This window comes from Aeromicrobium sp. Root344 (genome assembly GCF_001425755.1).
Lineage (GTDB): Bacteria > Actinomycetota > Actinomycetes > Propionibacteriales > Nocardioidaceae > Aeromicrobium.
The window spans coordinates 1,181,711-1,203,165 of sequence record NZ_LMDH01000001.1 but is presented as its reverse complement, the minus strand read 5'-3'; the positions used below and the strand labels follow the sequence as shown (position 1 = coordinate 1,203,165).

The following is a 21,455-nucleotide window of genomic DNA, read 5'->3' as shown; positions in this document are numbered from 1 at the left end:
AGGTCAGGACGGTTGGAGCTGCTCCACGACCGTGCAGCGGGTGCCGCTGTAGATCGTCGGCATGCACTGGTTGCAGTGGATGCATATGCCCTGAGTCGTCTCACCGGCCTGCATGCGGTTGACCAGGTCGGGCTCACGGAGCAGCGCGCGACCCATCGCGACGAACTCGAAGCCCTCGGCCATCGCGCGGTCCATCGTGGCCTTGTCGTTGATGCCGCCGAGCATGATGAGCGGCATCGAGAGGCCGGCGCGGAAGGCCAATGCCTTGTCGCGCAGGTAGGCCTCCTCGAACGGGTACGCCTTGAAGAACGCCTTGCCGACCGGTGTCCGGAGCCCCAGACGTACGAGCGGCGGCATGTTGGCGGCGAACTCCTTGAGCGGGACGTCGCCACGGAACAGGTACATCGGGTTGAGCAGCGAGCTGCCGGCGCTGAGCTCGAGCGCGTCGAGGTGGCCGTCGGCCTCCAGCATCTGCGCGAACTCCAGGCTCTCCGGCATCGAGAGGCCCTTGGGCGATCCCTCGGTCATGCCGATCTTGGCCGTGACCGCGACGGCATCGCCGACCTCCTCGCGCACGACTCGCGCCACGTCGCGGGCGAAGCGCGAACGCTGCTCCAGCGAGCCACCCCAGCCGTCCTTGCGACGATTCTGCCCGGGCGCGAGGAACGAGCTGAGCAGGTAGCCGTGCGCCATGTGGATCTCGAGCACGTCGAACCCGGCGTCGACCATGATCCGCGCCGTACGCACGTAGTCGCGGGTGATGCGGGCGATGTCAGTAGCGGTCGCGGAGTGGATCATCTGCATGCTGAGCGGTGACGGCATTCGCGAGGCGGCGAGCGCGTGCACGCCGTTCGAGCGGCCGTTGGCGACCGGCCCAGCGTGACCGAGCTGACCGGCGACCTTGGCCCCGGTCTCGTGGATCGCCTCGGTGAGCCGCGCCAGGCCGGGCGCCGACTCGGCGTTGACGACGATGACCTCCTTCTGCGTACGCCCCTCGGGCGCGATCGCGAGATAGGCGACCGTCGTCAGTCCGACGCCGCCGCGAGCCGGGGCCAGGTGATACTCGATCAGCTCGTCGGTGACCAGACCGTCGGGCGTTCGCCCCTCGAACGTCGCCGCCTTGACCGTACGGTTGCGCAGCTGCACCGGTCCGAGCTGCGCCGGCTCGAAGACGTCGTTGACCATCAGCGCAGCCGGGTCCTGCGCATGAACCGCATCGTCTTGAGCGCGGTCGACACGTGGTCCTCGTACGGCTTGTCGGCCGGGGCGCCGAGTACCTGCTTCTTGAGCACCGCGACGTGCTGCACGTCGGTGTACTTCAGCAGTCCGGCGTCGCCGTGACGCGCTCCGACCCCGGAGTTCTTGAACCCACCGGACGGTGTCGCCTTGCTGGCGTACGAGCAGGCGAGCGGGTCGTTGACGTTGATGTTGCCCGACTCGATGCGTCGGCCGATGCGCTCGGCGGCCTTGAGGTCGCCGCCCCAGATGCTCGCGTTGAGCCCGTAGTCGGTGTCGTTGGCCAGCGCGACGACCTCGTCGACGGTGTCGTAGCCGTGGATCGTCACGACGGGGCCGAACGTCTCCTCGCGGGCGTGCAGCATGTCGGGCGTGACGTCCGTGAGGACCGTGGGCTCGTAGAACGCGGGGCCGAGGTCGGGGCGGGCCTTGCCGCCGGTCAGCACGGTGGCGCCCTTCGCGCGGGCGTCCTCGACGTGCGCCGACACCCGGTTCATCTGGTCGACCGACACCAGCGAGCCCATCGTCGGCCCGAAGTCGTACGACGCTCCGACCGTGATCGCGGCCGCTGCCTCGACGAACCGACGGGTGAACTCCGCCTGCATCGCGCGCGGCACGTAGATCCGCTCGATGTGCATGCACGCCTGGCCCGCGTTGAGGAACGTGCCGAACGCGGCGCCGGCCACGGTGTCGTCGAGGTTGGCGTCCTCGAGGACGATCAGGGGGTTCTTGCCGCCGAGCTCCAGGGTGCAGTCGATGAGGTTCTGGCCGGCACGTGCTCCGACGAACCGGCCGGTCGCGGTGCTGCCGGTGAACATCACGAAGTCGGCGTGGTCGATCAGGACCGGGCCGACGTCGGGCCCGTCGCCGCAGACGATCTGGAACAGCCCCTTCGGCAGCCCCGCTTCATGGAGCAGCCGTACGCACTCGGCGACGCACAGGGTGCTCTTGTTGTCCGGCTTGAGCACGACGCCGTTGCCGGCGATGAGCGCGGGCATGGCGTCGGAGAGGCTCGTGGCGAGCGGGAAGTTCCACGGCGAGATGATCCCGACGACGCCCTTGGGCACCCGCACCTCCTTCGAGACCGACGCGACGGGCACAACGCCGCCGCGCTTCTTCTCGCCAAGCACCCGCTTGGCGACCTTGAGGTAGTGGCTCGTCGTCATCCAGACGTCGCAGACCTCCTCGAACGACATGCGGCGGGCCTTGCCGGTCTCGGCCTGCATCAGGTCGACGACGGTCTCGTAGCCGTCGAGGAGCAACGCGTGGAACCGCTTCATGACGTCGAGCCGCTGGGCGAGCGGCAGGGCGGCCCAGGCTCGCTGAGCCTCGCGCGACTCGGCGAACGCGCGCGCCACGTCGTCGGGCGTCGACTGCGGCAGCGCCGTGATGACCTCGCCGGTGTAGACCTCGACCAGGTCGTACGTCCCGCCGGTGGCGGTGACGAGCCCGGTCAGCGTCGTCAGCAGGTCCTTGGTGATGGATGCGGGCAGGGTCATTCGTGGAACTCCTTGTCGGCGGCCGGAGTGCTCCGGGCGGCGCGTGCTTCGTACGTCTTGCGGTCTGGGTCGTCGAGCGCGTCGAGCGCGGCACGCTCGCCGCCGAGCACCTTGTTGAGCCACTCGCCGGTACGCCTCGGGATGAGTCCGCCGGTACGCACGGAGGTGCCGAGGCTCTTGGGCACGTAGATGTTGGGGCGTGGCTTGCGGATCGCCGACAGGATCCCCTCGGCGACGGCCTCGGGCGTGACCGGCTTGGCCGGGCCCTTGTTGGCCTTGAAGCCAGCTGCGAGCTCGGTGTGCACCATCGCCGGATGGACGACGCTGATGGCGATCGGCGTGCGATCGGCCTTGAACTCGATGTGCAGGGAGTTGGAGAACCCGCTGACGCCGTGCTTGCTCGCGACGTACGTCGACGCGCCCGCGATCGGGATGCGGCCGGCCGCACTCGAGACGTTGACGATCTGGCCGCCGGTGCCGCGCGCCTTCATGCGCGTCACCATCTCCTTGGTGGCATAGATCACCGCCATGAGGTTGAGCCCGATGATGTCGTGGGTCGCCCGGTCCGTCTCGTCCTCGATCCGGTTGAGCGGCATGATGCCCGCGTTGTTGACCAGCACGTCGATCGGGCCGAGCTCGGCCTCGACCTCGTCGAGGAACCGCTTGAACGCCGCGCGATCCGTCACGTCGACCACCCGGGCGAACACGCCGAGCGCCTCGCCGGTCTGCTTCACGGTGGCCTCGTCGAGGTCGCAGATCGCCACGATCGCGCCGACGCCGGCGATCAGCTTCGCCGCTGCTGCGCCGATCCCGCGTCCGCCGCCGGTGATGACGACGACCTTGCCGGTCAGGTCCTTCACGGCGCCACCGCCATCCAGTCGGCGAACCCGGTCGGGTCGTGGCGGCCGAGGCTGGCGTGCTCGAAGAGCCCCCAGCCGACCTGCCCGTTGCACGTCGCGCGGGCAGAGTGGTCGATCACGCCCCACGGGACGCGCCCGACGATGTCCGGATCGGTGAGGTCGTACGTCGAGGTGTCCGCCCAGTCCTTGCCCTTCCAGACGCCATGGGTCCAGTCGGGGTCGCCGCCGTAGCCGCAGCCGACGTGGAGTGCGACGAACGACAGCGGCTCGACCTCGATCAACAGCGGGTCGCCCTGCGGCGTCGTCAGGTGCAGGCGGGCACCGACGGGCATGCGCGTCCCGGACTCGTAGTCGATCTCGATGCGGGGCCAGCCCAGCTGCTCGACCCGGCCGTCGGGGAACACCCGCACGGCGTCGTTGAGCGTACGGAAGCCGTCGGGCGACTCCTGGACGATGACGATCACGGCGAAGTCGTCGAAGCGCAGGGGAGCGTAGAGCCACCAGAACCCGTCAAGCGGCTGGTCGGCGGAGCGCCCCGGCGGCTCCGCGTCGCCCACCGGCCGGATCCCCCAGGACCGGTCGCGCGTGCCGGACCAGTCCGTCACCTCGTACGTCGTGCCGTCGACCTGCAGGGTGCCGGACCAGGTGCCGAGCTGGGCGAAGCGCTGGGCGTCGAGGGTCGGCCGGTCGTTGGCGTCGAGCATGAGGTGGCGCTGCTCCAGCACGGCCGGGAACGCCCCGGTCCAGGTCAGATCGAGGCCCACGTGCTCGTGGTCGCAGGTCAGCCGCAGCTCCTTGAGCGGGTCGACCACCTCGATGCGCATCGGACCGACCTGCTGCTCCAGCGACCTCGCGTCGAGAGCGTCCGACAGCCGCAGGGAGAACTGCCGATCCTTCACGCGCACGGTCGCGAACGCGTCGCGCACGCCGAGGTTGGGGTACGTGCCGAGACCGGCGATCACGAACACTTCGCCGGCGTTGTCGTGCGCGTTGAGGTAGCAGCGGTCGTAGAAGTTGCGGTCGCTGCTGGCCGCGCGGGCCATGGGCAGCGGCGCCTGGTGGATCGGGAACTCGTCGAGCTCGCCGGGTGTCAGTCCCACGAGTACGTCCCGTCCAGGAGCTGCTTGAGCGCCGACGAGTGCATGACGTAGTCGTCAGGGTCGTCGGGCTGCTGCTCCTCGCCGAAGTGGATCATCCGGCGCTTGACCTGGCTCATCACGACGGCATGGCGTAGTGCCGCATAGACGAGATACCAGTCGAAGTCGCGCACCGTGTGGCCGCTGAGTGCCTCGTACGTGGCCACGACGTCGTCGCGACGGCAGAAGTCCGGGATGCCCGGCATCTCGAAGACCGTCGCGATGTCCTGGAAGAAGCGGTGCAGGAACACGACCCACGCGAGGTCGACCTCGCGCGGTGCGATCGCGGCCATCTCCCAGTCGAGCACCGCGACCGGCGTGAACTCGTCGTAGATGATGTTGCCCGGCCGGGAGTCGCCCCAGCTCAGGACGCACGGCTCGGTGTCATCCGGCCAGTGGGCTTCGAGCCACTCAAACGCCTGCTCGATGACCGGGATCCGCAGTCCGTCGGTCGACCGAGTCCACTCGTAGTACGCACGTTGCGCGTCGACGTGTGCCCGGAGCGAGTCGCCGTTCTTCGCAAGAGTCGAGAACACCGTGGGCGCGTCGGCGATGCCGTGGATGCCGGCCAGCACGGTGACGGTCCCGTCCTGCAGGTCGCGGCGCTCTGCCGGCGTCGCGTCGTACAGCCAGCCACCGAAGACGTACGGCGGGTTGTCGGTCGGCGTGCGGCCCGCAACCGCCTCCATGACGCCGAACGGTGCGCCGATCACGTCGCCCGTCGACTCCACGCCGACGATCGGCGGCACCGGCACGTCGCTGTGCTCGGCGACGAGGGCCATCACCTCGAACTGCTGCACGATGTCGTACGACGGGAACACCGGGAACGAGGTGTCGTCGGGTGGCAGGCGTGCGACGAGGGGCCGCGAGCCGGCGTCGAACAGCAGCGTCACGCTCGACATCCCCGCGCCCTGCGGGGCGTGCAGGTTCGAGATGGTCACCGGGCTGTCGGTCAGCTGGAGCGTCCCGAGCCACTCCGCGATCGGCGCCGCGAGTGCGTCGATGTCGCGCTCGTGCACGGTCATCTTCGTCTCGGCGTGTACGTCGTGCTCGGCGTCCGGCATGCAGGCTCCTCGGGAGTAGCGTCCACATGATGGTAGAACACGTTCTACATTGGTGGTATGCGTAACGGAATCGTGCTCTTCACGTCTGACCGCGGCATCAAGCCGGCCGCCCTCGCCCAGGCTGCGGAGGAGCGCGGGTTCGACACGATCTACGTGCCCGAGCACACCCACATCCCGGTCAAGCGGGAGGCGCTGCACCCGACCGGCGGCGAGGAGCTGCCGGACGACCGCTACATGCGCACGCTGGATCCGTGGACGACGCTGGCCACATGTGCCGCGGTGACCGAGCGGATCGGCCTGTCGACGGCGGTGTGCCTGCCGGTCGAGTCCGACCCCATCACGCTGGCCAAGACGCTGGCGACGCTCGACCACCTGTCCGGCGGCCGGCTGACGATCGGCGCCGGGTTCGGCTGGAACACCGACGAGCTCACCGACCACCACGTCCCGGCCAACAAGCGACGCACCGTGCTCAAGGAGTACCTCGAGGCGATGCGTGCGCTGTGGACCGAGGAGGAGGCGTCGTACGACGGGGAGTTCGTGTCATTCGGGCCGAGCTGGGCCTACCCGAAACCGCCGCAGGGTCGCATCCCGGTGATCATCGGTGCCGGCGGCGGCCCCAAGACCATGAAGTGGATCGCCCGGCACGCCGAGGGCTGGATGACCACGCCGATCGAGACCGACACGGCGGCCAAGGCCGATCTGCTCCGCAAGGAGTGGACCGACGCCGGCCGCGAGGGCGAGCCCGACGTACGGATCCTGGTCGCCAAGAAGCCGACCGGCGAGGACTTCGCCGACTGGGCCGCCGCTGGCGCCTCGGAGCTGATCTGGGGTGTGCCCGACCTCGAGGAGGATGCGGTGCTCGGCTATCTCGACAAGCTCGCGTCGCGGATGGGGCTCAGCGCATGACGCTGTCGTCGATGTCGTTCGTGCCGTCCGAGATGAGCACGGCCGAGGTCGAGGCGTCCGAGGCGCTCTACGGCGGACTGGCCCAGGACGTACGCCACCTGGTCGACGTCGCGATCCGTACCAACGTGGGCGCCGATCGCGTCGCCGCCGCTCGTGAGCTGGTCCGGCAGGCCGAGCAGGTCCTCGCGGAGGATGCCTCGACCGGGCCGGCCGGCATCCAGTTCAACACCGAGGGCAGGTCGTGGAACTGGGGCAACGCCGTCGTCGGCGTCCGCAATGCGATCGCCCCGCCGGTGATCCTGCGGTGGGCCGACGACGGCTCCGTACGCTCCGATGTCGACCTCGGCGTGGCGTACGAAGGGCCACCCGGCTGTGTGCACGGTGGGGTGTCGGCGCTGCTGCTCGACCACCTCATGGGCGAGACCGCCAGCGCCGCCCACACCCGGCTCATCGTCACCGGCACACTGACGCTTCGCTACCTGAAGCCGCTGCCACTCGGACGCGTACGCATGCAGGCGCAAGTGACGAACGAGGACGATCGCAAGGTCACGGTCACCGCGCACCTCGGAGCCGCCGACGGTGAGCCGGCGGTCGAGGCGACCGGCCTGTTCATCGTCCCGCGTTGGGCCCGCGACGGATCGGTGTCCGGCTCGCTGGACTGAGTCAGCCGCCGAGCGCGGCGAGCATCGTGTGCCCGGCATCGCTCAGGGTGCCGTGCGTGGCGGCCACCCGGCACCACTCGCGGGTCATGTCGGCGAACTTCTGCGGGTTGTAGACGTCCTCCTCGCGGATCAGGTTGCCTGCGTCGTCGAACGTCAGGATCGTGAGGTTGGACGCCTCGTGGACCGAGCCGTCGCCCGGGTCGCGCATGATGTTGCGGATCTCGCAGATGACCCGGTTGGTCGGGGCGTCGACGACGGCCCACGCTGCTGGGAAGCCGATCATCTCGGTGGCCGGGAATGCCGTCATGGTGCGAACGACCCACGCCCGGATCTCCTCGCGACAGGTGAAGTCGCCGTATGCGTGCTCGCAATAGGTCGCGTCCTCGGTGAACATGTCCGCGAACGCCGACCAGTCACCGCTCGCTGCGATCTGCTCGACCGTCGCGGCGTAGCGGTCGAACGCCGCCTGCAACACGTTCTCGTTCCGGGTCATGCCGACACCCAATCACATGCGACGGGCTTGACCGGAAAAAAGAATCTGCTGAGATAGTTGCGGATCGCAACGTCAGTCGTTCGCGGGCTGGAAGGCTGAGCCGGTGATCTTCGGACTTCTTCTCGGATGGGTCGTCGATGCCCTGGACAGGTGGCTGACGCGGCCACCGCACCCGCCCACGAAGGAGGATCCACCCGCATGACCAGCTCACGTACCGCGATGCGAGGCACCGTGGCGGGGCTTGGCGTGCTGCTGATCCTCCGGTTGGCCATCCTCTGCTCCGACCTGGAGCGGTCGCGGCGAAACAGCCATGGGGCGTACCCGCGCCGATTCTTCAACGACCACCTGCCACTCATGCGGTTGACGTCGGTCCTGGTGGTCGCCCTGGTGGTGGTGCTTGCGGTGCAGCTCGGGTTCGGGGCCGGCCGGGTCGTCTTCTGGTTGGTCGTCCTCGCAGGCGTGGGGTATGCGACCGCGAGCTTCTTCGGTCCCACCCAATGGGCTCCCAGCCCGAACTCATCGGGGAACGACGGTCAGCTCGACGATGCGGCGGGCTATGCGGGCCTGGTGGTTGCCGAGATCGTGCTGGCCGGGCTCCTGGCGACAGCCGGGCTGAGCTTCACTCGGCGAGTCCGCAGCGCTGCCGGCTAGGCGGTCCCGCCGCGCAGGGCTGGGGCGACCCAGCGTCGCAGATAGGCGCGGAGCTCCTCGCCAGTACGTTCTGGGTCGCCTGGGTCGAGCACGAGCGACTGCAACGTGCGCAGCAGGTGCTCGACGAGCTCGAGCTGGTCGTCCTCGGCGAGGCCTCCCGTCGACCAGTCGACCCCGAGGCCGGCGAGCAGCTTGCCGCCGAGGGCGATCGACGAGGGCGCTGTCAGCCCGGCGAGCGTCGTGCTGATCTGGCCCGGTGCCAGCAGCCGGTTGAGCGCGGGGTCGTCGCGGAGGTGCTCGTAGACGTACGCGACGGCTTCGACGGCCGCCTCGGCGCCGTCGCCCGAACCATCGAGGTGCTTGACGACGTGCGCGATGAGCTGCCTCTCCAGGTCGCCGGCGGCGTCCAGCGAGGCGGCGTTGAGCAGGTCCTCGGTCGTGGGGAAGTGGCGATAGACCGTCTGCCGGGTGACGCCGAGGAGGTCGGCGATCTCCGAGATGCTCGTCGTGCCGGTCGAGCTCAAGCGCGTACGCGTGGCGTCGAGGATGCGGCGGCGCGCCTCTGACGCATCGGCCGGCGGCTGCCCGCTCCACCCGTGTGACCGCATCGCGCCTCCTCGCTCGATTCCTTGACGATCATACACATCTGTGTTTCTGTTCATACAGACTTCAAAGAGTGTATGACGAGGAGATCCCATGACCGCACAGCTGCTTCCCGACGGCTTCGACTTCACCGACCCGGACCTCAACCTCGCGGGCGTGCCGCACGACGAGTTCACCGCCTTGCGTACGGCGTCGCCGATCCACTGGGTCGAACAGGTGGACTCGGCGCGCGCGGGGATGTCCGTGGCTGCGGGCACGGGCTACTGGGCGGTGACCAAGCACGCCGACATCTCCGAGGTGTCCAAGAACAACAGAGTGTTCTCCAGCAAGGAGAACGGCGCGATCATCCGGTTGCCGGAGACCGCGACGCGTGAGTCCCTCGAGATGACGCAGGTCGTGATCATCAACCAGGACGCGCCCGATCACACCCAGCTGCGCAAGATCATCAGCCGCGGTTTCACCCCACGGGCGATCGGGGCCCTCGACGAGGTGCTCGAGGAGCGGGCCCGCCGCATCGTGGCGGAGGCGGTCGAGGTCGGCAGCGGCAACTTCGTCGACCAGGTCGCCTCGCAGTACCCGCTCGAGGTCATCGGCGACATGCTCGGCATCCCGGCCGAGGACCGCAAGAAGATCTTCGACTGGACCAACCAGATGACCGGCGCCGAGGATGCCGATCTCGCCCGCGAGGACAACGATCCGGAGGCCGCTGCGGCCGAGGTGCTGATGTACTCGATGGGTCTCGCCGCCGAGCGCAAGGCCAATCCGCGCGACGACATCGTCACCAAGCTCGTGCAGTCCGGCGAGGACGGCGGCCGCGGCCTGACCGACGACGAGTTCGGGTTCTTCGTGATCGCCCTGGCCGTCGCCGGCAACGAGACCACCCGCAACGCGACGTCGCACGGCATGAATGCGTTCTTCGACCATCCCGAGCAGTGGGACCTCTGGGTGCGCGAGCGCCCGAGCACGATGGTCGACGAGGTCATCCGCTGGGCCACGCCGGTGACCTCGTTCCAGCGCACGGCCCTCGAGGACGTGGAGCTCAGCGGTGTGCAGATCAAGGCCGGCCAGCGGGTCGCCCTGTTCTATGCCAGTGCCAACCACGACGAGGACGTCTTCACCGACCCGTTCACGTTCGACATCACCCGCGACCCCAACCCCCACCTGTCGTTCGGCGGCCACGGCGTCCACTACTGCATCGGCGCCAACCTGGCCCGCATGGAGATCAAGCTGATCTTCGAGGCTCTCGCCGACCTCGCCCCGGACATCCGCCGCACCGGCGAGGCGTCCCGGCTGCGTTCGGGCTGGCTCAACGGCATCAAGGAGCTCCCGGTCGCCTATCGCTGAACCGGGTTGATGGCCGTACGGTTCTCGCATGGCCGAGTTCGGGGAGTCACTCGTCGCGACCCCGCATGGTGATGCGCGAGTGCACCTCGCCCGGCCTGAGGTCGCGGTCCGCGGACTGCTGATGCTCGGCCATGGCGCCGGTGGTGGCGTCAACGCCGTCGACCTGCGCCTTGCGGCTGACGTCGCCCTCGGAGCGGGTCTGGCGGTCGCGCTCGTCGAGCAGCCGTACCGCGTCGCGGGTCGCCGAGCACCCGCGCCGGCCACGCAGGTCGATGCGGCGTGGTGCGCCGTCGCCGAGCACCTGCGGATCGACGAGCACGTCGAGACGCCGCTCATCGCTGGCGGGCGATCGTTCGGCGGTCGGGTCGCCTGTCGTACGTCCGCGGATGTCGGTGCCGTCGGGGTGCTGTGCCTCGCGTTCCCGCTGCACCCACCGGGGCGTCCCGAGAAGTCCCGGCTCCCCGAGCTCACGGCGGTCGCCGTGCCGACGCTGGTCGTGCAGGGCGAACGCGACCCGTTCGGCGTACCGGATCCCCAGACGCTGCCGCGCACGGTGACGCTCGCCGTGGTGTCCGGCGACCACTCGCTCAAGAAGGACGCGCCCGCGATCCGGGCTGCCATCACCGATTGGCTGGCGGGAACCCTCCCGCCCGGCCCCACCGAGGAGGACTCATGAAGTCACTACGCCTGCACGACGACGGACTGCGGCTCGAGGAGATCCCGCGACCCGAGCCGGAGGGTGACGACGTCCTCGTTCGCGTCCATGCCGCGGCGATCACGCGCGACGAGCTCACCTGGCCGACCGACCGGCTGCCGGCCACCCCGTCGTACGAGCTGTCCGGTGTGGTCGAGGGCACGGGTGAAGAGGTCATGGCGCTGACCCCGTTCGACCGCGATGGCGTGGCCGCGGAGTGGGCGAGTGTGCCGCGTTCGGTGTTGGCGCCCAAGCCCGCCGGACTGAGCCACGAAGAGGCGGCGGCGCTGCCGATGCCGGGGCTGAGTGCCTGGCAGGGCCTCGTCATCCATGGCGGTCTCACCGCGGGTCAGCGGGTCATGGTGACCGGTGCGGGGGGAGGCGTGGGGCACCTCGCTGTGCAGCTCGCCGAGAAGCTCGGCGCTGTGGTGGTCGGAGACGGCGAGAGCTGCGACCTGCTGTTCGACACCGTCGGCGGCGAGGCGCTCTCCCGGAATGCCGCCGGTGCCGGGTCGATCGTGACGATCGCGGCCGAGGCGCCCGGTGCGCACTACTTCATCGTCGAGCCTGACGGGGCACAGCTCGCGGCGTTGCCGGAGCTGCGCCCCCAGGTCGACAGCGTGTTCGCGCTCGCGGACTTCGAGGCGGCGTTCGACCGGCTCACCCAGCGGGGCAAGCGCGGCAAGGTGGTCCTGAGCGTCGCCGGCTGAGCGGCGTACATCTCGGTGTTCTCAGCCGAAGTACTCGAACAGCGACACGACGATCCCCTCGGGCCCGCGGACGTACGCCATGCGCACCGTGCCCTCGTACTCGCCCATGCCGCCGACGAGTCCGTAGCCGTCAGCGGCCAGCTCGTCGATCGCTGCCTGGAGGTCGTCGACCTCGAACGACACGTTGCGCAGCCCCAGCTCGTTGGCCATCGCGTTCGGCGATCCGGGCACGTGGTCCGGCGTGACGAAGCGGGCGAGCTCGAAGCGGGCGCCGTCGGGCGACTTCAACATCACGATCTCGCAGTGTGTGCCGGGGATGCCGCAGACCAGCTCGGCGAACTCGCCCTGCACCGAGCCGGTGCCCTCGACCTCCAGACCGAGCTTGACGAAGAACGCGGTCGCCGTGTCCAGGTCCGCGACGGTGATGCCGATGTGGTCGAAGCGCTGAATGTGAGTCATGTGATCCATCCTCTGTCACGTGGTCGGTGTGATGCTGGAACGGAGCCGGCTCCGGGTTCTCGACGATCGCGGTGATGAGTTTTTCCGGGCGCACCCGTCATACGTACGAAAGGACATGACGAGACGGGAAGGCTGATGTGATGAGTGTGGACATGCGACTGGAGGAGCCGGGCGTGAGTGGACTGGGTGAGATCGACGAGGCGGGGTTCTCCGACCTGGCCGAGCCGCACCGCCGGGAGCTCCACGTGCACTGCTACCGGATGCTCGGCTCGTTCGAGGATGCCGAGGACACGGTCCAGGAGACGTTCCTGCGCGCCTGGCGGCGACGGGAGACGTACGAGGGGCGGGCGACGTTCCGGGCCTGGCTCTACAAGATCGCCACGAACGCCTGCCTGGACCTGCTCGCCAAGCGCCGCCCCGGGCCCGCGACCGGTGGCGAGGTGCTGTGGCTGCAGCCCTATCCGGACCGGCTGCTCGACGAGCTGGCGGCGGATGAGGCGGACGACCCGGAGGCGCTGGCGGTCGCGCGGGAGACGATCGAGCTGGCGTACGTCGTGGCAGTCCAGCACCTCGCGCCCCGCCCTCGGGCCGTGCTGATCCTGCGGGACGTGCTGGGCTGGCCGGCGAAGGATGTCGCGGAGCTGCTCGGCGACTCGGTCAACTCGGTCAACAGTGCGCTGCAAAGGGCCCGCGCCGGGCTGCGGGAGCACCTGCCGGCTGAGCGGCAGGACTGGACCGGGCGCGACGAGGACGCCAAGACGCGCGAGCTCGTGCGGCGCTTCACCGACGCCAGCGTGGCCAAGGACATCGGTGCGATCACCACGATGCTGCGCGACGATGTCCGCTACGCGATGCCGCCCACGCCCGGCCTCTACGTCGGGCGTGACGTCGTCATCGGGGACTGGGTCGCCGACGGGTTCGAGAGCTTGGGCGACCTGCGCACGGTGCTGACCTCGGTCAACCGGCAGCCGGCGATCGCGTTCTACCTCTGGCAGGAGCACGAGGGCGCGTACCTGCCGCTGACGATCGACGTCCTGCGCATCAGCGACGGGAAGGTCACCGAGATCTTCATCTTCCACGCCGACCAGTTCCCGCGGCTCGGCCTGCCGGAGCGTCTGGCGGCCGAGTCATGAGCACGCGTCGGCTCGTGGTCACCGGCCTCGGTGGTGCCGTCGCGGCTATGGCGGCCACCACCGTCGTTGCCGCTGTCCTCCGGGCTGCCGGTGTCGATCTCGAGATCAGCGGTGAGGCGATCCCACTGTCAGGCGTGGCGGTGGTCACCGGCTTCTTCTCGCTCATCGGCGTCGGGCTAGCTGTGGCGCTGCATCGTTGGAGCGCTCGCCCCGCGGAACGGTTTGCCTGGATCTCCGTGTCGCTGACCGCGATCTCGCTGGTGCCTCCGTTGATCGCCGACGCGGACACCGGGACGTCGTGGACCCTCGTCGGCCTGCACCTCATCGCCGCGGCGGTGATGATCCCGACCCTGGTGCGAAGGCTCGATGCACTGGCGGATCGCCGATCGGTGGAGGCGTCCGTCACGGCGTGAAGCCGAATTCTCGGGATGTCGATGCGCTGGACTGAGTGCTGCGAGACACTGCAGGGCATGAGTCTTCCGCTGGTCGGCGTACGCCAGATCAAGCTTCCGGTCACCGACCTGGCCCGCAGCGCCCGTTGGTACTCCGACCTGTTCGACCTCGAGCTGGCCGCCGAGTTCACCGAGGACGCGGCTGTCCGAGGAGTCGTGCTGGCTGACCACGCTGCAGGATTCGTGATCGGCCTGCGCGAGCGGGAGCACTGTGCGAGCACCCCCGTGCTGGACGGTTTCGATGTCTGCGCGTTCGAGGTCAGCACGATCGGCCAGATGTCGACCGTGGCCGATCGGTGCGACGAGCTGGGGATCGCGCACAGTGACATCCAGGACCGTGGCGAGTTCGGTGTCGCGATGGACGTGCCGGATCCGGACGGCACCGTCATGCGCTTCGTGGCCGGTTCGCACACCGGACCGGCCGGTACGTTCTTCGGACTGGAGTTCGGTGCCGGGCCGCCGACGTTCTACGACCAGCCCCGGCTCAGCTTCTAGCCAGCCTCACTCGGCGCCCGCGCGTCGTCGACGAGGCGCTGCCGAGCGGGGCGGGGCGGCGCGCATGTGGTCGCGCACCGGTGCGAGCAGGTCCGCGAGGGCCGACGCGTCTGCGGACGTCAGCGGCTCGAACAGCTGATGGCTGATCACCTCGGTGTGCCCCGGCAGCACCGTCTCGAGTCGTGTGCGACCAGCATCCGTGATGGTGACCGTGACGCCGCGGTCATCGTCCGCTGACGGGCTGCGCGTGACGAGGCCGGCCTTCTCGAGCAGGCCGGCCTGATAGGTCAGTCCACTGCGGCTGTAGACGACGCCGTCGGCGAGATCGGTCATGCGTTCGCTGCCGGTCGCCGAGTTGAGCCCGAGGCGGGCCAGGAGCTGGAACTGGACGAAGCTCAGGTCGCCGGCCTCGCGCAGCTGCTGCTCGACCGCGTGTTTCAACAGCCCGGCCACCTCCATGAGGGCGAAGTACGCGCGGAGCTGGGTGGCATCCAGGGGTGAGTCGGCGGTCATGCCTCGAGTGTATTGGTTGTTTCGTGTTCGAAGCACTTGCTTCGTATTCGAAGCACTGCTACCGTCAGTGATGTGCTTCAAGTTCGAAGCACCTACATCGAGAGAAGGCACCGACATGAAGGCAATCCGATTCCACGAGTACGGCGATGCGAACGTCCTGCGCTATGAGGACGTCGACCTCCCGGTCCCGGCGTCCGGACAGGTCAGGATCCGCGTCGCAGGCACCTCGTTCAACGGCGTGGACGGCAACATCCGCGCCGGGTTCATGCAGGGACCGATGCCCCTGACGCTGCCCCACATCCCGGGCCTCGACGTCGCCGGGACCGTGGACGAGCTCGGCGAAGGCGTGTCGGGCGTGAAGGTCGGCGACGCGGTCGTCGGGTTCCTGCCGTTCGTGGAGGACGGCGCCTCCGCCGAGTACGTGCTGGCGTCCGCCGGCGGCCTGGCACTCGCGCCGACGAGCATCCCGCTCGCCGACGCCGCGGCGTTCCCGCTGGTGGCGCTGACGGCCCGGCAGGCACTGTTCGACCACGCTGGCCTCAAGGCTGGCGAGCGCGTCCTGATCAACGGTGCCGGGGGAGCAGTCGGCGGATATGCGGTGCAGCTCGCCAAGGCGGCCGGGGCCCACGTGATCGCCACCGCCAGCCCGCGCACCGCCGAGCAGGTGAAGGCACAAGGCGCCGACGAGCTCATCGATCACACCGCCACAGACGTGACTGCCGCAGTGACCGAGCCGGTCGACGTCCTGCTCAACCTGGCGCCGATCGATCCGGAGACGTTCACGGCTCTGGCCGGCCGTGTGCGCGACGGCGGCGTCGTCGTCAGCACGACCGTGTGGATGCCGGCACCCAGTGATGCCGACCGTGGCGTCAGGGGCGTCGATCTCTATGTCAACAACGATCGTGAGCAGCTGGCCGAGCTCGTCGAGCGGATCGACAAGGGCGAGCTGTCAGTCGACGTCGCTCGTCGAGTCCCGCTCAGCGAGCTGCCCGCCGTTCACGCCGACGCAGCGGCAGGCTCCCTCCACGGCAAGATCGTCATCGTGCCCTGATGTCCCGTTCAGGCGAGCAGCGAAGCGCGTTGCTGGTGGGGCTGGCCGAAGAGCTGGTGCAGGGCCTGGGCGCGCTTGAGGACGAGGTGGGCGTCGTGCTCCCAGGTGATCGCGATGCCGCCGTGCAGCTGGACCGTCTCGGCCGCGACCGCCATGACTGCCTCGGAGCAGTACGACCCGGCGGCCGCGGCGAGGCGGCCGGCCTCAGGGGCGTCGTGGACGTGCGCCTGGACTGCGGCCCACGCGCCCGCACGCGACATCTGCACCCGTACCAGCATGTCGGCCATGCGGTGCTTGAGCGCCTGGAACGAGCCGATCGGCCGGCCGAACTGCTCACGCTGCTTGGTGTACGCCACGGTCATGTCGAGCGCACGTTGGGCGCAGCCGACCTGCAGGGCGGCTGCCGCGAGGGTACCGATGCGGTGAGTCGTCGCGAGGATCTCGGCGGCATCGAGGCTGATCGGCTCGGCGGACACCCCGTCGAGCTCGAGGCGGGCGAAGCTGGTCGTCGGGTCCATGCCGGCGAGCCGCGTGCGGCGTAGGCCGTCGGCTTCGGTGTCGACGAGGAACAGTCCGGTGCCGGCCTCGTGCTCGGCGACGACGAGCAGGATCTCGGCGGTGTCACCGTGCAGGACGGGGGAGACCGTGCCGTGCAGCGCACCGTCCCACCGCACGTCGACGGGTGCTGCAAGCTCTCCGGTGACCCCGGACCACGCGAGGGTGGCGACAGTGCCGCCGGCGATACGAGCCGAGGACTCATAATCCCTGGGTCCAAGAGCGGAGGTCGCGATCACGGAGGCCAGCAGCGGAGAGGGAGTCAGGGAGCGGCCGAGCTCCTCGAGCACGACGTACGTCTCGGCGAGGCTGAATCCCGCGCCGCCCTGCTCCTCAGGGATGGCAAGCGCCGCCACACCGACCTGGTCGCACAGCGTTGCCCAAAGGCCGGCATCGAAGCCGCCCGGCTGCTCGATCGCACGGCGCACGGCCTGGCTGTCGGAGCGCCGGTCGAGCAGGTTGCGCACGGCATCGGCCAGCTCGGTGTGCTCCCGCGTGGGCACGAGATCGGTCATCGGGCCGCCAGGAGATCGGCGAGCAGGCGCTCGCGGTGGAACGTCGACGTGCCCCAGGCCGACTGCAACGCGCGGACACGCAGCAGCCAACGGCTCAGGTCGTGCTCCTCGGTGTAGCCGATCGCGCCATGCACCTGCAGTCCGACGCGAGCGGCGAGGTTCGCCGCATCGGCAGCCTGGAGCTTCGCCGCCGACACGGACCGGGGTGTCACCTCGAGGGCGGCACCGAGGACGAGCGGGCGGGCGAAGTCGAGGGCGATGCGTACGTTCGCCAGCTGGTGCTTGATCGCCTGGTACGACCCGATGGCTCGGCCGAACTGGGTGCGCTGCTTCACGTACGCCACGGAGTCCGCCAGCACCCGCTCGCCGGCACCCAGCAGCTCCGCAGCGGCGGCGAGCACGGCGAGGTTGAACGCGGCGTCGAGGTCTCCGTGGTCCACCCGGTCGCCCGCCGTGACGGTGAAGAGTCGCCGGCTCGGGTCGACGGACGTCACCGGATCGCCCCGAACGGCTTCATGCAGCTCGCCGTCGACGAGTGCATACACGGTGTCGGCGGTGTCGGCGTCCACGGCGTACGGCGTGGCGACCGTCGCCCGGGACTGGGTGAGGTCGACGTCGGGCAGCGCGAGTGGCAGGTAGGCGGCCGACTCGATCCACGGTCCGGGTACTGCGTGACGGCCGATCGCCTCGAACGCGATGCAGACCTCGACGGGCGTGGCCTCGGTGGCCAGGGACGTCACGCCCAGGTCGGCGAGCCGCGACCAGAGCTTGAGGCCGGGCTCGTGGTCGCCGGCGGCCCAGGCCCGGTTCGCCGCAACGGGGTCGGCCCGGGACAGCAGGTCGTCGACGGACCGGGCGAAGCCGGACTGCTCGTCCGTCAAGGTGAACTTCATCCTCTGGCCTCGCGGGGGAGGCCGAGGATTCGCTCGGCGACGATGTTGCGCTGGATCTCGTTGGTGCCGGCATAGATCGGGCCGGACAGCGAGAAGAGATAGCCGTCGGTCCAGCTCGAGGTGACCTCCGCCTCGGCGCCGAGCAGGTCGAGCGCGGTCTCGTGGAGCGCGACGTCGAGCTCGCTCCACCACACCTTGTTGACCGAGCCGGCCGCGCCGATGTCACCACCACCGGCGAGCTGCGTGACGGTGCCCCACGTGTAGAGCCGGTACGCCTCGGCGCGCAGCCAGGCGTCGACGACGGGCGGGGCAAGCGCAGGGTCGGGCTGTGAGGCGTACAGGTCGAGGAGGCGGTCGGCCGTCGCGCAGAAGCGACCCGGCGACCGCAAGGACAGCCCGCGCTCGTTGCCGGCGGTGCTCATCGCGACCCGCCAGCCGTCACCGGGCTCACCGAGCACGTCGGCGTCGGGCACGAAGACGTCGTCGAGGAACAGCTCGGCGAAGCCGGCCTCACCGTCGAGCTGGGCGATCGGACGTACGGTGACGCCGTCCGCGTCGAGCGGGAAGCAGAAGTACGTCAGCCCGCGATGCCGCTCGGTCGAAGGGTCGGAGCGGAACAGGCCGAAGCCCTGGTGCGCGTACGCCGCCCGGGACGACCAGGTCTTCTGCCCGTTGAGCAGCCAGCCACCGTCCACCTGCGTGGCGGTCGACCGCAGCGACGCGAGGTCGGATCCCGCCTCGGGCTCGGACCACGCCTGCGCCCAGATCGTCTCGCCGGTCGCCATCGACGGCAGCCAGCGCTGCTGCTGGTCGCCGGTGCCGTGGTCGAAGATGATCGGCGCGAGCAGGAAGATCCCGTTCTGCGAGACCCGGCCGGGAGCGCCGGCGCGGTAGTACTCCTCCTCGAAGATGACCCACTCGACGAGCGAGGCTCCACGGCCGCCGAACTCCTCGGGCCAGGAGACGACCGACCACCGCGCGTCGGCGAGCCGGCGCTCCCACTGCTGGTGGGCGACGAACCCGTCGGCGGTGTCCATCGACGGCAGCGGCTCAGCCGGTACGTTCGCCGACAGCCACGCCCGAGCCTCGTCGCGGAAGGCGAGCTCGTCAGGGGAGAAGTCGAGGTTCACCCCTGCTCCTTGCCTTCGTTCTCACGGGCCTTGGCAGCCATCGACTTGGCATCGAGCCCGCCGAGCGCGTTCTCGGAGGTCTCGGCGTTGTGCGCGTGCGCGAAGTGGTGCAGGCCGAACACCGAGTCCATGCCGGCGCGCATGCCCTGCAGGTCCTCGGCCTGGTTGACCGCCTTCTTGGTCAGCGCGAGGCCGAAGCGCGGCATCTGCGCGATGCGGCCGGCCAGCGCCGACACCGTCGACTCGAGCTCCTCGGCCGGTACGACCTGGTTGACCATGCCGAGAGCCAGCGCGCGATCGGCGGTGAACCGGTCGCCGGAGTAGAGGAACTCCTTGGCCGCCCGGGGGTTCATGACCCACGGGTGCGCGAAGTACTCGACCCCCGGGATCCCCATGCGTACGACGGGATCGGAGAAGAACGCGTCGTCCGACGCGATGATGAAGTCGCACGCCCAGGCGAGCATCAGCCCGCCGGCGATGCAGGCGCCGTGCACCTGCGCGATGACCGGCTTCGGGATCTCGCGCCAGCGCCGGCACATGCCGAGATAGACCTCCGACTCGCGGGCGAAGCGCTGGTCGCCGCCCTCCTTGTCGGTGTGGTCCCACCAGATCACGGCCTTGCGCTCGAACGTCTGGTCCACGTCGCGCCCGGGCGTCCCGATGTCGTGGCCCGCGCAGAAGTGCTTGCCGTTGCCGGCCAGCACGATGACCTTGACCGCGTCGTCGTCGGTCGCGCGCTGGAACGCGGCGTCCAGCGCGTACGTCATCTTGGAGTTCTGTGCGTTGCGGTACTCCGGCCGGTTGAGCGTGACCCGCGCGACCTGGTCGACCACCTCGTACGTGACTACGTCTTCGTCGCTCACGATGTGCTCCTCAGCTCGGTTTTCAAGACTTTTCCGCCCAGGTTGCGCGGCAGGGCGTCGACGAAGACGACCTCGCGCGGCACCTTGAAGTTGGCCAGCCGCTCGCGGGCGAAGGCGATGACCGCGTCGGCGCCGGGCCCGCCCTCACGACGTACGACGAAGGCCTTGCCCACCTCGCCGAGCCGCTCGTCGGGCACGCCGATCACGGCCGACTCGACGACGCCGTCGAGGCGGGCCAGCGCCTGCTCGACCTCGGCGGGGTAGACGTTGAACCCACCGCAGATGTACATGTCCTTGAGCCGGTCGGTGATCCGCAGGTAGCCGTCGTCGTCGAGCACCCCGACGTCGCCGGTGTGCAGCCAGCCGTCGGCGTCGATCGCGTCGGCGGTGGCGGCCGGGTCGTCGAGATAGCCGAGCATGACCTGTGAGCCACGCAGCAACAGCTCACCCTCGCTGCCTGCCGGGAGGTGCTTGCCGGTCTCGGGGTCGGCGACCGCGGTCTCCATGCCGTCGATGGCGCGGCCGCACGTCGTGGCGACGGTCTCGTTGCTGTCGCCGCGCCGGCACATCGTCGCGACGACGCACTCGGTCATGCCGAACGCGGTGATGACGAGGTCGAAGCTCAGCTCGCTCTGCAGCCGCTCGACGAGGGCAACGGGTACGTTCGCGGCACCCGTGTTGGCGAACCGGAGCGATGACGTGTCGGTCGACGCGAAGGCCGGCGACTCGAGCAGGCCGAGGAAGATCGCCGGCGCACCCGGCACCATCGTGATCCGCTCCGAGGCGATCAGCGCGAGTGCGGCATCGGGCTCGAACGTCGCCATGGGGTAGAGGGTGCACCCATGGAGCAGCCCGACGAGGACACCGACCTTGTAGCCGTACGAGTGGAAGAACGGGCTGATGACGAGGTAGCGGTCGTCGGCGGTGACCTCTCCGACGGCACTCCAGGCCGTCGCAGCGGCGACGGTCTGCCGATGAGCACTGAGCACGCCCTTGGGGCGGCCGCTCGTGCCGGAGGTGAAGAGGATGTCGGCGACGTCGTCGGGTGACACCGCTCCGGCGGCGGCTTCGACCGCGGCCAGGTCTGCGTCGTCGGCGGCGAGGGAGGCCAGGTCTGCGAGGTCGAGGATCGGAGCCTCAGGTGCCAGTGCCCGCAGGTCGGCGATCTGGGTACGCCCGAGGAACCCGTCGGCGATGACCACGAGCGTCGCGTGCGTACGGTCGACCAGGTCGGCGACCTCGTGCGCGGTGTAGCGCGAGTTGGCCGGCACCAGCGTGCCCCCGGCGTACGTCACGGCGAGTCCCGCGACGACCCAGTCGATGCTGTTGGGCGCCCAGAGCACCACGCGGCCGCCAGGCTCGAGCCCTCGGTGGTGGTAGGCCGCGGCAGCGCCGCGTACGAGATCGTGCAGCTCGGCGAACGTCACGGTCCGACCGTCCATCACGTACGCAGGAGCATCGCCGAACTCTGCGGCGGCGCGGCGCACGAGCCCCGGGACGGTGTGGGTCACGAAATTCCTCCTTCGTCGCTAGCCAAG

The 21,455-nt window shown here is 69.6% G+C and carries 24 protein-coding genes; 10 read left to right on the top strand and 14 right to left on the bottom strand.

What is annotated here, in order from left to right:
• Positions 1-3: 3 nt before the first annotated feature.
• The 5 genes from ASC61_RS05925 to ASC61_RS05905 are packed head-to-tail and all read right to left on the bottom strand — an operon-like array spanning position 4 to position 5,795.
• Entirely contained in the window at positions 4-1,185 is a 1,182-nt protein-coding gene (locus ASC61_RS05925; RefSeq protein WP_056210425.1) for an oxidoreductase, read from the bottom strand.
• Positions 1,185-2,735 (bottom strand): succinic semialdehyde dehydrogenase, encoded by a 1,551-nt coding sequence (locus ASC61_RS05920; protein WP_056210424.1) that lies wholly within the window; start codon positions 2,733-2,735, stop codon positions 1,185-1,187. The genes ASC61_RS05925 and ASC61_RS05920 overlap by 1 nt, the downstream gene beginning before the upstream one ends.
• A complete protein-coding gene (locus tag ASC61_RS05915) occupies positions 2,732-3,595 on the bottom strand; it encodes an SDR family NAD(P)-dependent oxidoreductase (RefSeq protein ID WP_056210423.1) in 864 nt (287 codons plus the stop codon). Before ASC61_RS05915 ends, ASC61_RS05920 begins: the two co-directional genes overlap by 4 nt.
• The gene (locus ASC61_RS05910; RefSeq protein ID WP_235503495.1) at positions 3,592-4,695 is read right to left on the bottom strand and encodes a DUF7064 domain-containing protein; all 1,104 of its coding nucleotides are present in this window, start codon (positions 4,693-4,695) and stop codon (positions 3,592-3,594) included. The genes ASC61_RS05915 and ASC61_RS05910 overlap by 4 nt, the downstream gene beginning before the upstream one ends.
• The gene (locus ASC61_RS05905; protein ID WP_056210422.1) at positions 4,686-5,795 is read right to left on the bottom strand and encodes a phosphotransferase family protein; all 1,110 of its coding nucleotides are present in this window, start codon (positions 5,793-5,795) and stop codon (positions 4,686-4,688) included. Before ASC61_RS05905 ends, ASC61_RS05910 begins: the two co-directional genes overlap by 10 nt.
• Before the next feature lie 57 nt (positions 5,796-5,852).
• On the opposite strand from ASC61_RS05905, the gene ASC61_RS05900 reads away from it, so the two are divergent.
• Both ASC61_RS05900 and ASC61_RS05895 read left to right on the top strand, forming a co-directional pair.
• Positions 5,853-6,701 (top strand): LLM class F420-dependent oxidoreductase, encoded by an 849-nt coding sequence (locus ASC61_RS05900; RefSeq protein ID WP_056210421.1) that lies wholly within the window; start codon positions 5,853-5,855, stop codon positions 6,699-6,701.
• Positions 6,698-7,363 carry a PaaI family thioesterase gene (locus tag ASC61_RS05895; RefSeq protein WP_056210420.1) on the top strand — a complete coding sequence of 222 codons (666 nt, stop codon included), beginning with the start codon at positions 6,698-6,700 and terminating at the stop codon, positions 7,361-7,363. The genes ASC61_RS05900 and ASC61_RS05895 overlap by 4 nt, the downstream gene beginning before the upstream one ends.
• Before the next feature lies 1 nt (position 7,364).
• Here ASC61_RS05895 and ASC61_RS05890 read toward each other — a convergent pair whose 3' ends face one another.
• Positions 7,365-7,856 (bottom strand): nuclear transport factor 2 family protein, encoded by a 492-nt coding sequence (locus ASC61_RS05890; protein ID WP_056210419.1) that lies wholly within the window; start codon positions 7,854-7,856, stop codon positions 7,365-7,367.
• A 198-nt stretch (positions 7,857-8,054) separates the two neighbouring features.
• Here ASC61_RS05890 and ASC61_RS05885 point away from each other — a divergent pair, with 198 nt between their 5' ends.
• Positions 8,055-8,507 carry a hypothetical protein gene (locus ASC61_RS05885; protein WP_157439392.1) on the top strand — a complete coding sequence of 151 codons (453 nt, stop codon included), beginning with the start codon at positions 8,055-8,057 and terminating at the stop codon, positions 8,505-8,507.
• On the opposite strand, the gene ASC61_RS05880 is transcribed toward ASC61_RS05885, so the two are convergent.
• Positions 8,504-9,115, bottom strand: a complete 612-nt coding sequence (locus ASC61_RS05880; RefSeq protein ID WP_056210417.1) for a TetR/AcrR family transcriptional regulator — start codon at positions 9,113-9,115, stop codon at positions 8,504-8,506. The genes ASC61_RS05885 and ASC61_RS05880 overlap by 4 nt on opposite strands.
• A gap of 88 nt (positions 9,116-9,203) precedes the next feature.
• Here ASC61_RS05880 and ASC61_RS05875 point away from each other — a divergent pair, with 88 nt between their 5' ends.
• The 3 genes from ASC61_RS05875 to ASC61_RS05865 are packed head-to-tail and all read left to right on the top strand — an operon-like array spanning position 9,204 to position 11,858.
• Complete coding sequence (locus ASC61_RS05875) at positions 9,204-10,454, top strand: cytochrome P450 (RefSeq protein WP_056210416.1); 1,251 nt, start codon at positions 9,204-9,206, stop codon at positions 10,452-10,454.
• 28 nt (positions 10,455-10,482) lie between these two features.
• Complete coding sequence (locus ASC61_RS05870; protein WP_056210415.1) at positions 10,483-11,130, top strand: alpha/beta hydrolase family protein; 648 nt, start codon at positions 10,483-10,485, stop codon at positions 11,128-11,130.
• Positions 11,127-11,858, top strand: coding sequence for an NADP-dependent oxidoreductase (locus ASC61_RS05865; RefSeq protein ID WP_056210414.1), 732 nt, complete (start codon positions 11,127-11,129; stop codon positions 11,856-11,858). Before ASC61_RS05870 ends, ASC61_RS05865 begins: the two co-directional genes overlap by 4 nt.
• A gap of 21 nt (positions 11,859-11,879) precedes the next feature.
• Here the strand turns inward: ASC61_RS05865 and ASC61_RS05860 are convergent, their stop codons facing one another.
• Entirely contained in the window at positions 11,880-12,317 is a 438-nt protein-coding gene (locus ASC61_RS05860; RefSeq protein ID WP_056210413.1) for a VOC family protein, read from the bottom strand.
• A gap of 173 nt (positions 12,318-12,490) precedes the next feature.
• On the opposite strand from ASC61_RS05860, the gene ASC61_RS05855 reads away from it, so the two are divergent.
• Genes ASC61_RS05855 through ASC61_RS05845 form a run of 3 tightly spaced genes read left to right on the top strand, consistent with a single transcriptional unit; the run spans position 12,491 to position 14,397 of the window.
• The gene (locus ASC61_RS05855) at positions 12,491-13,450 is read left to right on the top strand and encodes an RNA polymerase subunit sigma-70 (protein ID WP_235503494.1); all 960 of its coding nucleotides are present in this window, start codon (positions 12,491-12,493) and stop codon (positions 13,448-13,450) included.
• On the top strand, positions 13,447-13,863 hold the full coding sequence (locus tag ASC61_RS05850; RefSeq protein ID WP_056210411.1) for a DUF6069 family protein: 417 nt from the start codon (positions 13,447-13,449) through the stop codon (positions 13,861-13,863). Before ASC61_RS05855 ends, ASC61_RS05850 begins: the two co-directional genes overlap by 4 nt.
• 57 nt (positions 13,864-13,920) lie before the next feature.
• Positions 13,921-14,397, top strand: a complete 477-nt coding sequence (locus ASC61_RS05845; protein WP_082530809.1) for a VOC family protein — start codon at positions 13,921-13,923, stop codon at positions 14,395-14,397.
• Positions 14,398-14,403: 6 nt separating this feature from the next.
• Here the strand turns inward: ASC61_RS05845 and ASC61_RS05840 are convergent, their stop codons facing one another.
• Positions 14,404-14,910 carry a MarR family winged helix-turn-helix transcriptional regulator gene (locus tag ASC61_RS05840; protein WP_056210409.1) on the bottom strand — a complete coding sequence of 169 codons (507 nt, stop codon included), beginning with the start codon at positions 14,908-14,910 and terminating at the stop codon, positions 14,404-14,406.
• 115 nt (positions 14,911-15,025) lie between these two features.
• Here ASC61_RS05840 and ASC61_RS05835 point away from each other — a divergent pair, with 115 nt between their 5' ends.
• Positions 15,026-15,961: an NADP-dependent oxidoreductase gene (locus ASC61_RS05835; protein WP_056210408.1), complete on the top strand. Its 936-nt coding sequence runs from the start codon at positions 15,026-15,028 to the stop codon at positions 15,959-15,961.
• An 8-nt stretch (positions 15,962-15,969) separates the two neighbouring features.
• Here the strand turns inward: ASC61_RS05835 and ASC61_RS05830 are convergent, their stop codons facing one another.
• From ASC61_RS05830 to ASC61_RS05810, 5 genes are read right to left on the bottom strand one after another with little or no spacing between them, the layout of a single operon-like run.
• Complete coding sequence (locus tag ASC61_RS05830) at positions 15,970-17,031, bottom strand: acyl-CoA dehydrogenase family protein (protein ID WP_056210407.1); 1,062 nt, start codon at positions 17,029-17,031, stop codon at positions 15,970-15,972.
• Positions 17,028-17,924, bottom strand: coding sequence for an acyl-CoA dehydrogenase family protein (locus ASC61_RS05825; RefSeq protein ID WP_056210406.1), 897 nt, complete (start codon positions 17,922-17,924; stop codon positions 17,028-17,030). The genes ASC61_RS05830 and ASC61_RS05825 overlap by 4 nt, the downstream gene beginning before the upstream one ends.
• The gene (locus tag ASC61_RS05820; RefSeq protein WP_056210405.1) at positions 17,921-19,054 is read right to left on the bottom strand and encodes an acyl-CoA dehydrogenase family protein; all 1,134 of its coding nucleotides are present in this window, start codon (positions 19,052-19,054) and stop codon (positions 17,921-17,923) included. The genes ASC61_RS05825 and ASC61_RS05820 overlap by 4 nt, the downstream gene beginning before the upstream one ends.
• Positions 19,051-19,917: an enoyl-CoA hydratase gene (locus tag ASC61_RS05815; RefSeq protein WP_235503493.1), complete on the bottom strand. Its 867-nt coding sequence runs from the start codon at positions 19,915-19,917 to the stop codon at positions 19,051-19,053. The genes ASC61_RS05820 and ASC61_RS05815 overlap by 4 nt, the downstream gene beginning before the upstream one ends.
• The gene (locus ASC61_RS05810; protein ID WP_056210402.1) at positions 19,914-21,428 is read right to left on the bottom strand and encodes a FadD3 family acyl-CoA ligase; all 1,515 of its coding nucleotides are present in this window, start codon (positions 21,426-21,428) and stop codon (positions 19,914-19,916) included. The genes ASC61_RS05815 and ASC61_RS05810 overlap by 4 nt, the downstream gene beginning before the upstream one ends.
• Positions 21,429-21,455: the final 27 nt, after the last annotated feature.

What these genes read in the sequence shown, in the direction of transcription:
- ASC61_RS05870 (WP_056210415.1), top strand. Translation starts at nt 10,483, where the DNA reads ATGGCCGAGTTCGGGGAGTCACTCGTCGCGACCCCGCATGGTGATGCG.
- ASC61_RS05905 (WP_056210422.1), bottom strand. Translation starts at nt 5,795, where the DNA reads ATGCCGGACGCCGAGCACGACGTACACGCCGAGACGAAGATGACCGTG.
- ASC61_RS05895 (WP_056210420.1), top strand. Translation starts at nt 6,698, where the DNA reads ATGACGCTGTCGTCGATGTCGTTCGTGCCGTCCGAGATGAGCACGGCC.
- ASC61_RS05885 (WP_157439392.1), top strand. Translation starts at nt 8,055, where the DNA reads ATGACCAGCTCACGTACCGCGATGCGAGGCACCGTGGCGGGGCTTGGC.
- ASC61_RS05830 (WP_056210407.1), bottom strand. Translation starts at nt 17,031, where the DNA reads ATGACCGATCTCGTGCCCACGCGGGAGCACACCGAGCTGGCCGATGCC.
- ASC61_RS05875 (WP_056210416.1), top strand. Translation starts at nt 9,204, where the DNA reads ATGACCGCACAGCTGCTTCCCGACGGCTTCGACTTCACCGACCCGGAC.
- ASC61_RS05865 (WP_056210414.1), top strand. Translation starts at nt 11,127, where the DNA reads ATGAAGTCACTACGCCTGCACGACGACGGACTGCGGCTCGAGGAGATC.
- ASC61_RS05900 (WP_056210421.1), top strand. Translation starts at nt 5,853, where the DNA reads ATGCGTAACGGAATCGTGCTCTTCACGTCTGACCGCGGCATCAAGCCG.
- ASC61_RS05840 (WP_056210409.1), bottom strand. Translation starts at nt 14,910, where the DNA reads ATGACCGCCGACTCACCCCTGGATGCCACCCAGCTCCGCGCGTACTTC.
- ASC61_RS05850 (WP_056210411.1), top strand. Translation starts at nt 13,447, where the DNA reads ATGAGCACGCGTCGGCTCGTGGTCACCGGCCTCGGTGGTGCCGTCGCG.
- ASC61_RS05825 (WP_056210406.1), bottom strand. Translation starts at nt 17,924, where the DNA reads ATGAAGTTCACCTTGACGGACGAGCAGTCCGGCTTCGCCCGGTCCGTC.
- ASC61_RS05880 (WP_056210417.1), bottom strand. Translation starts at nt 9,115, where the DNA reads ATGCGGTCACACGGGTGGAGCGGGCAGCCGCCGGCCGATGCGTCAGAG.
- ASC61_RS05835 (WP_056210408.1), top strand. Translation starts at nt 15,026, where the DNA reads ATGAAGGCAATCCGATTCCACGAGTACGGCGATGCGAACGTCCTGCGC.
- ASC61_RS05890 (WP_056210419.1), bottom strand. Translation starts at nt 7,856, where the DNA reads ATGACCCGGAACGAGAACGTGTTGCAGGCGGCGTTCGACCGCTACGCC.
- ASC61_RS05860 (WP_056210413.1), bottom strand. Translation starts at nt 12,317, where the DNA reads ATGACTCACATTCAGCGCTTCGACCACATCGGCATCACCGTCGCGGAC.
- ASC61_RS05925 (WP_056210425.1), bottom strand. Translation starts at nt 1,185, where the DNA reads ATGGTCAACGACGTCTTCGAGCCGGCGCAGCTCGGACCGGTGCAGCTG.
- ASC61_RS05845 (WP_082530809.1), top strand. Translation starts at nt 13,921, where the DNA reads ATGAGTCTTCCGCTGGTCGGCGTACGCCAGATCAAGCTTCCGGTCACC.
- ASC61_RS05920 (WP_056210424.1), bottom strand. Translation starts at nt 2,735, where the DNA reads ATGACCCTGCCCGCATCCATCACCAAGGACCTGCTGACGACGCTGACC.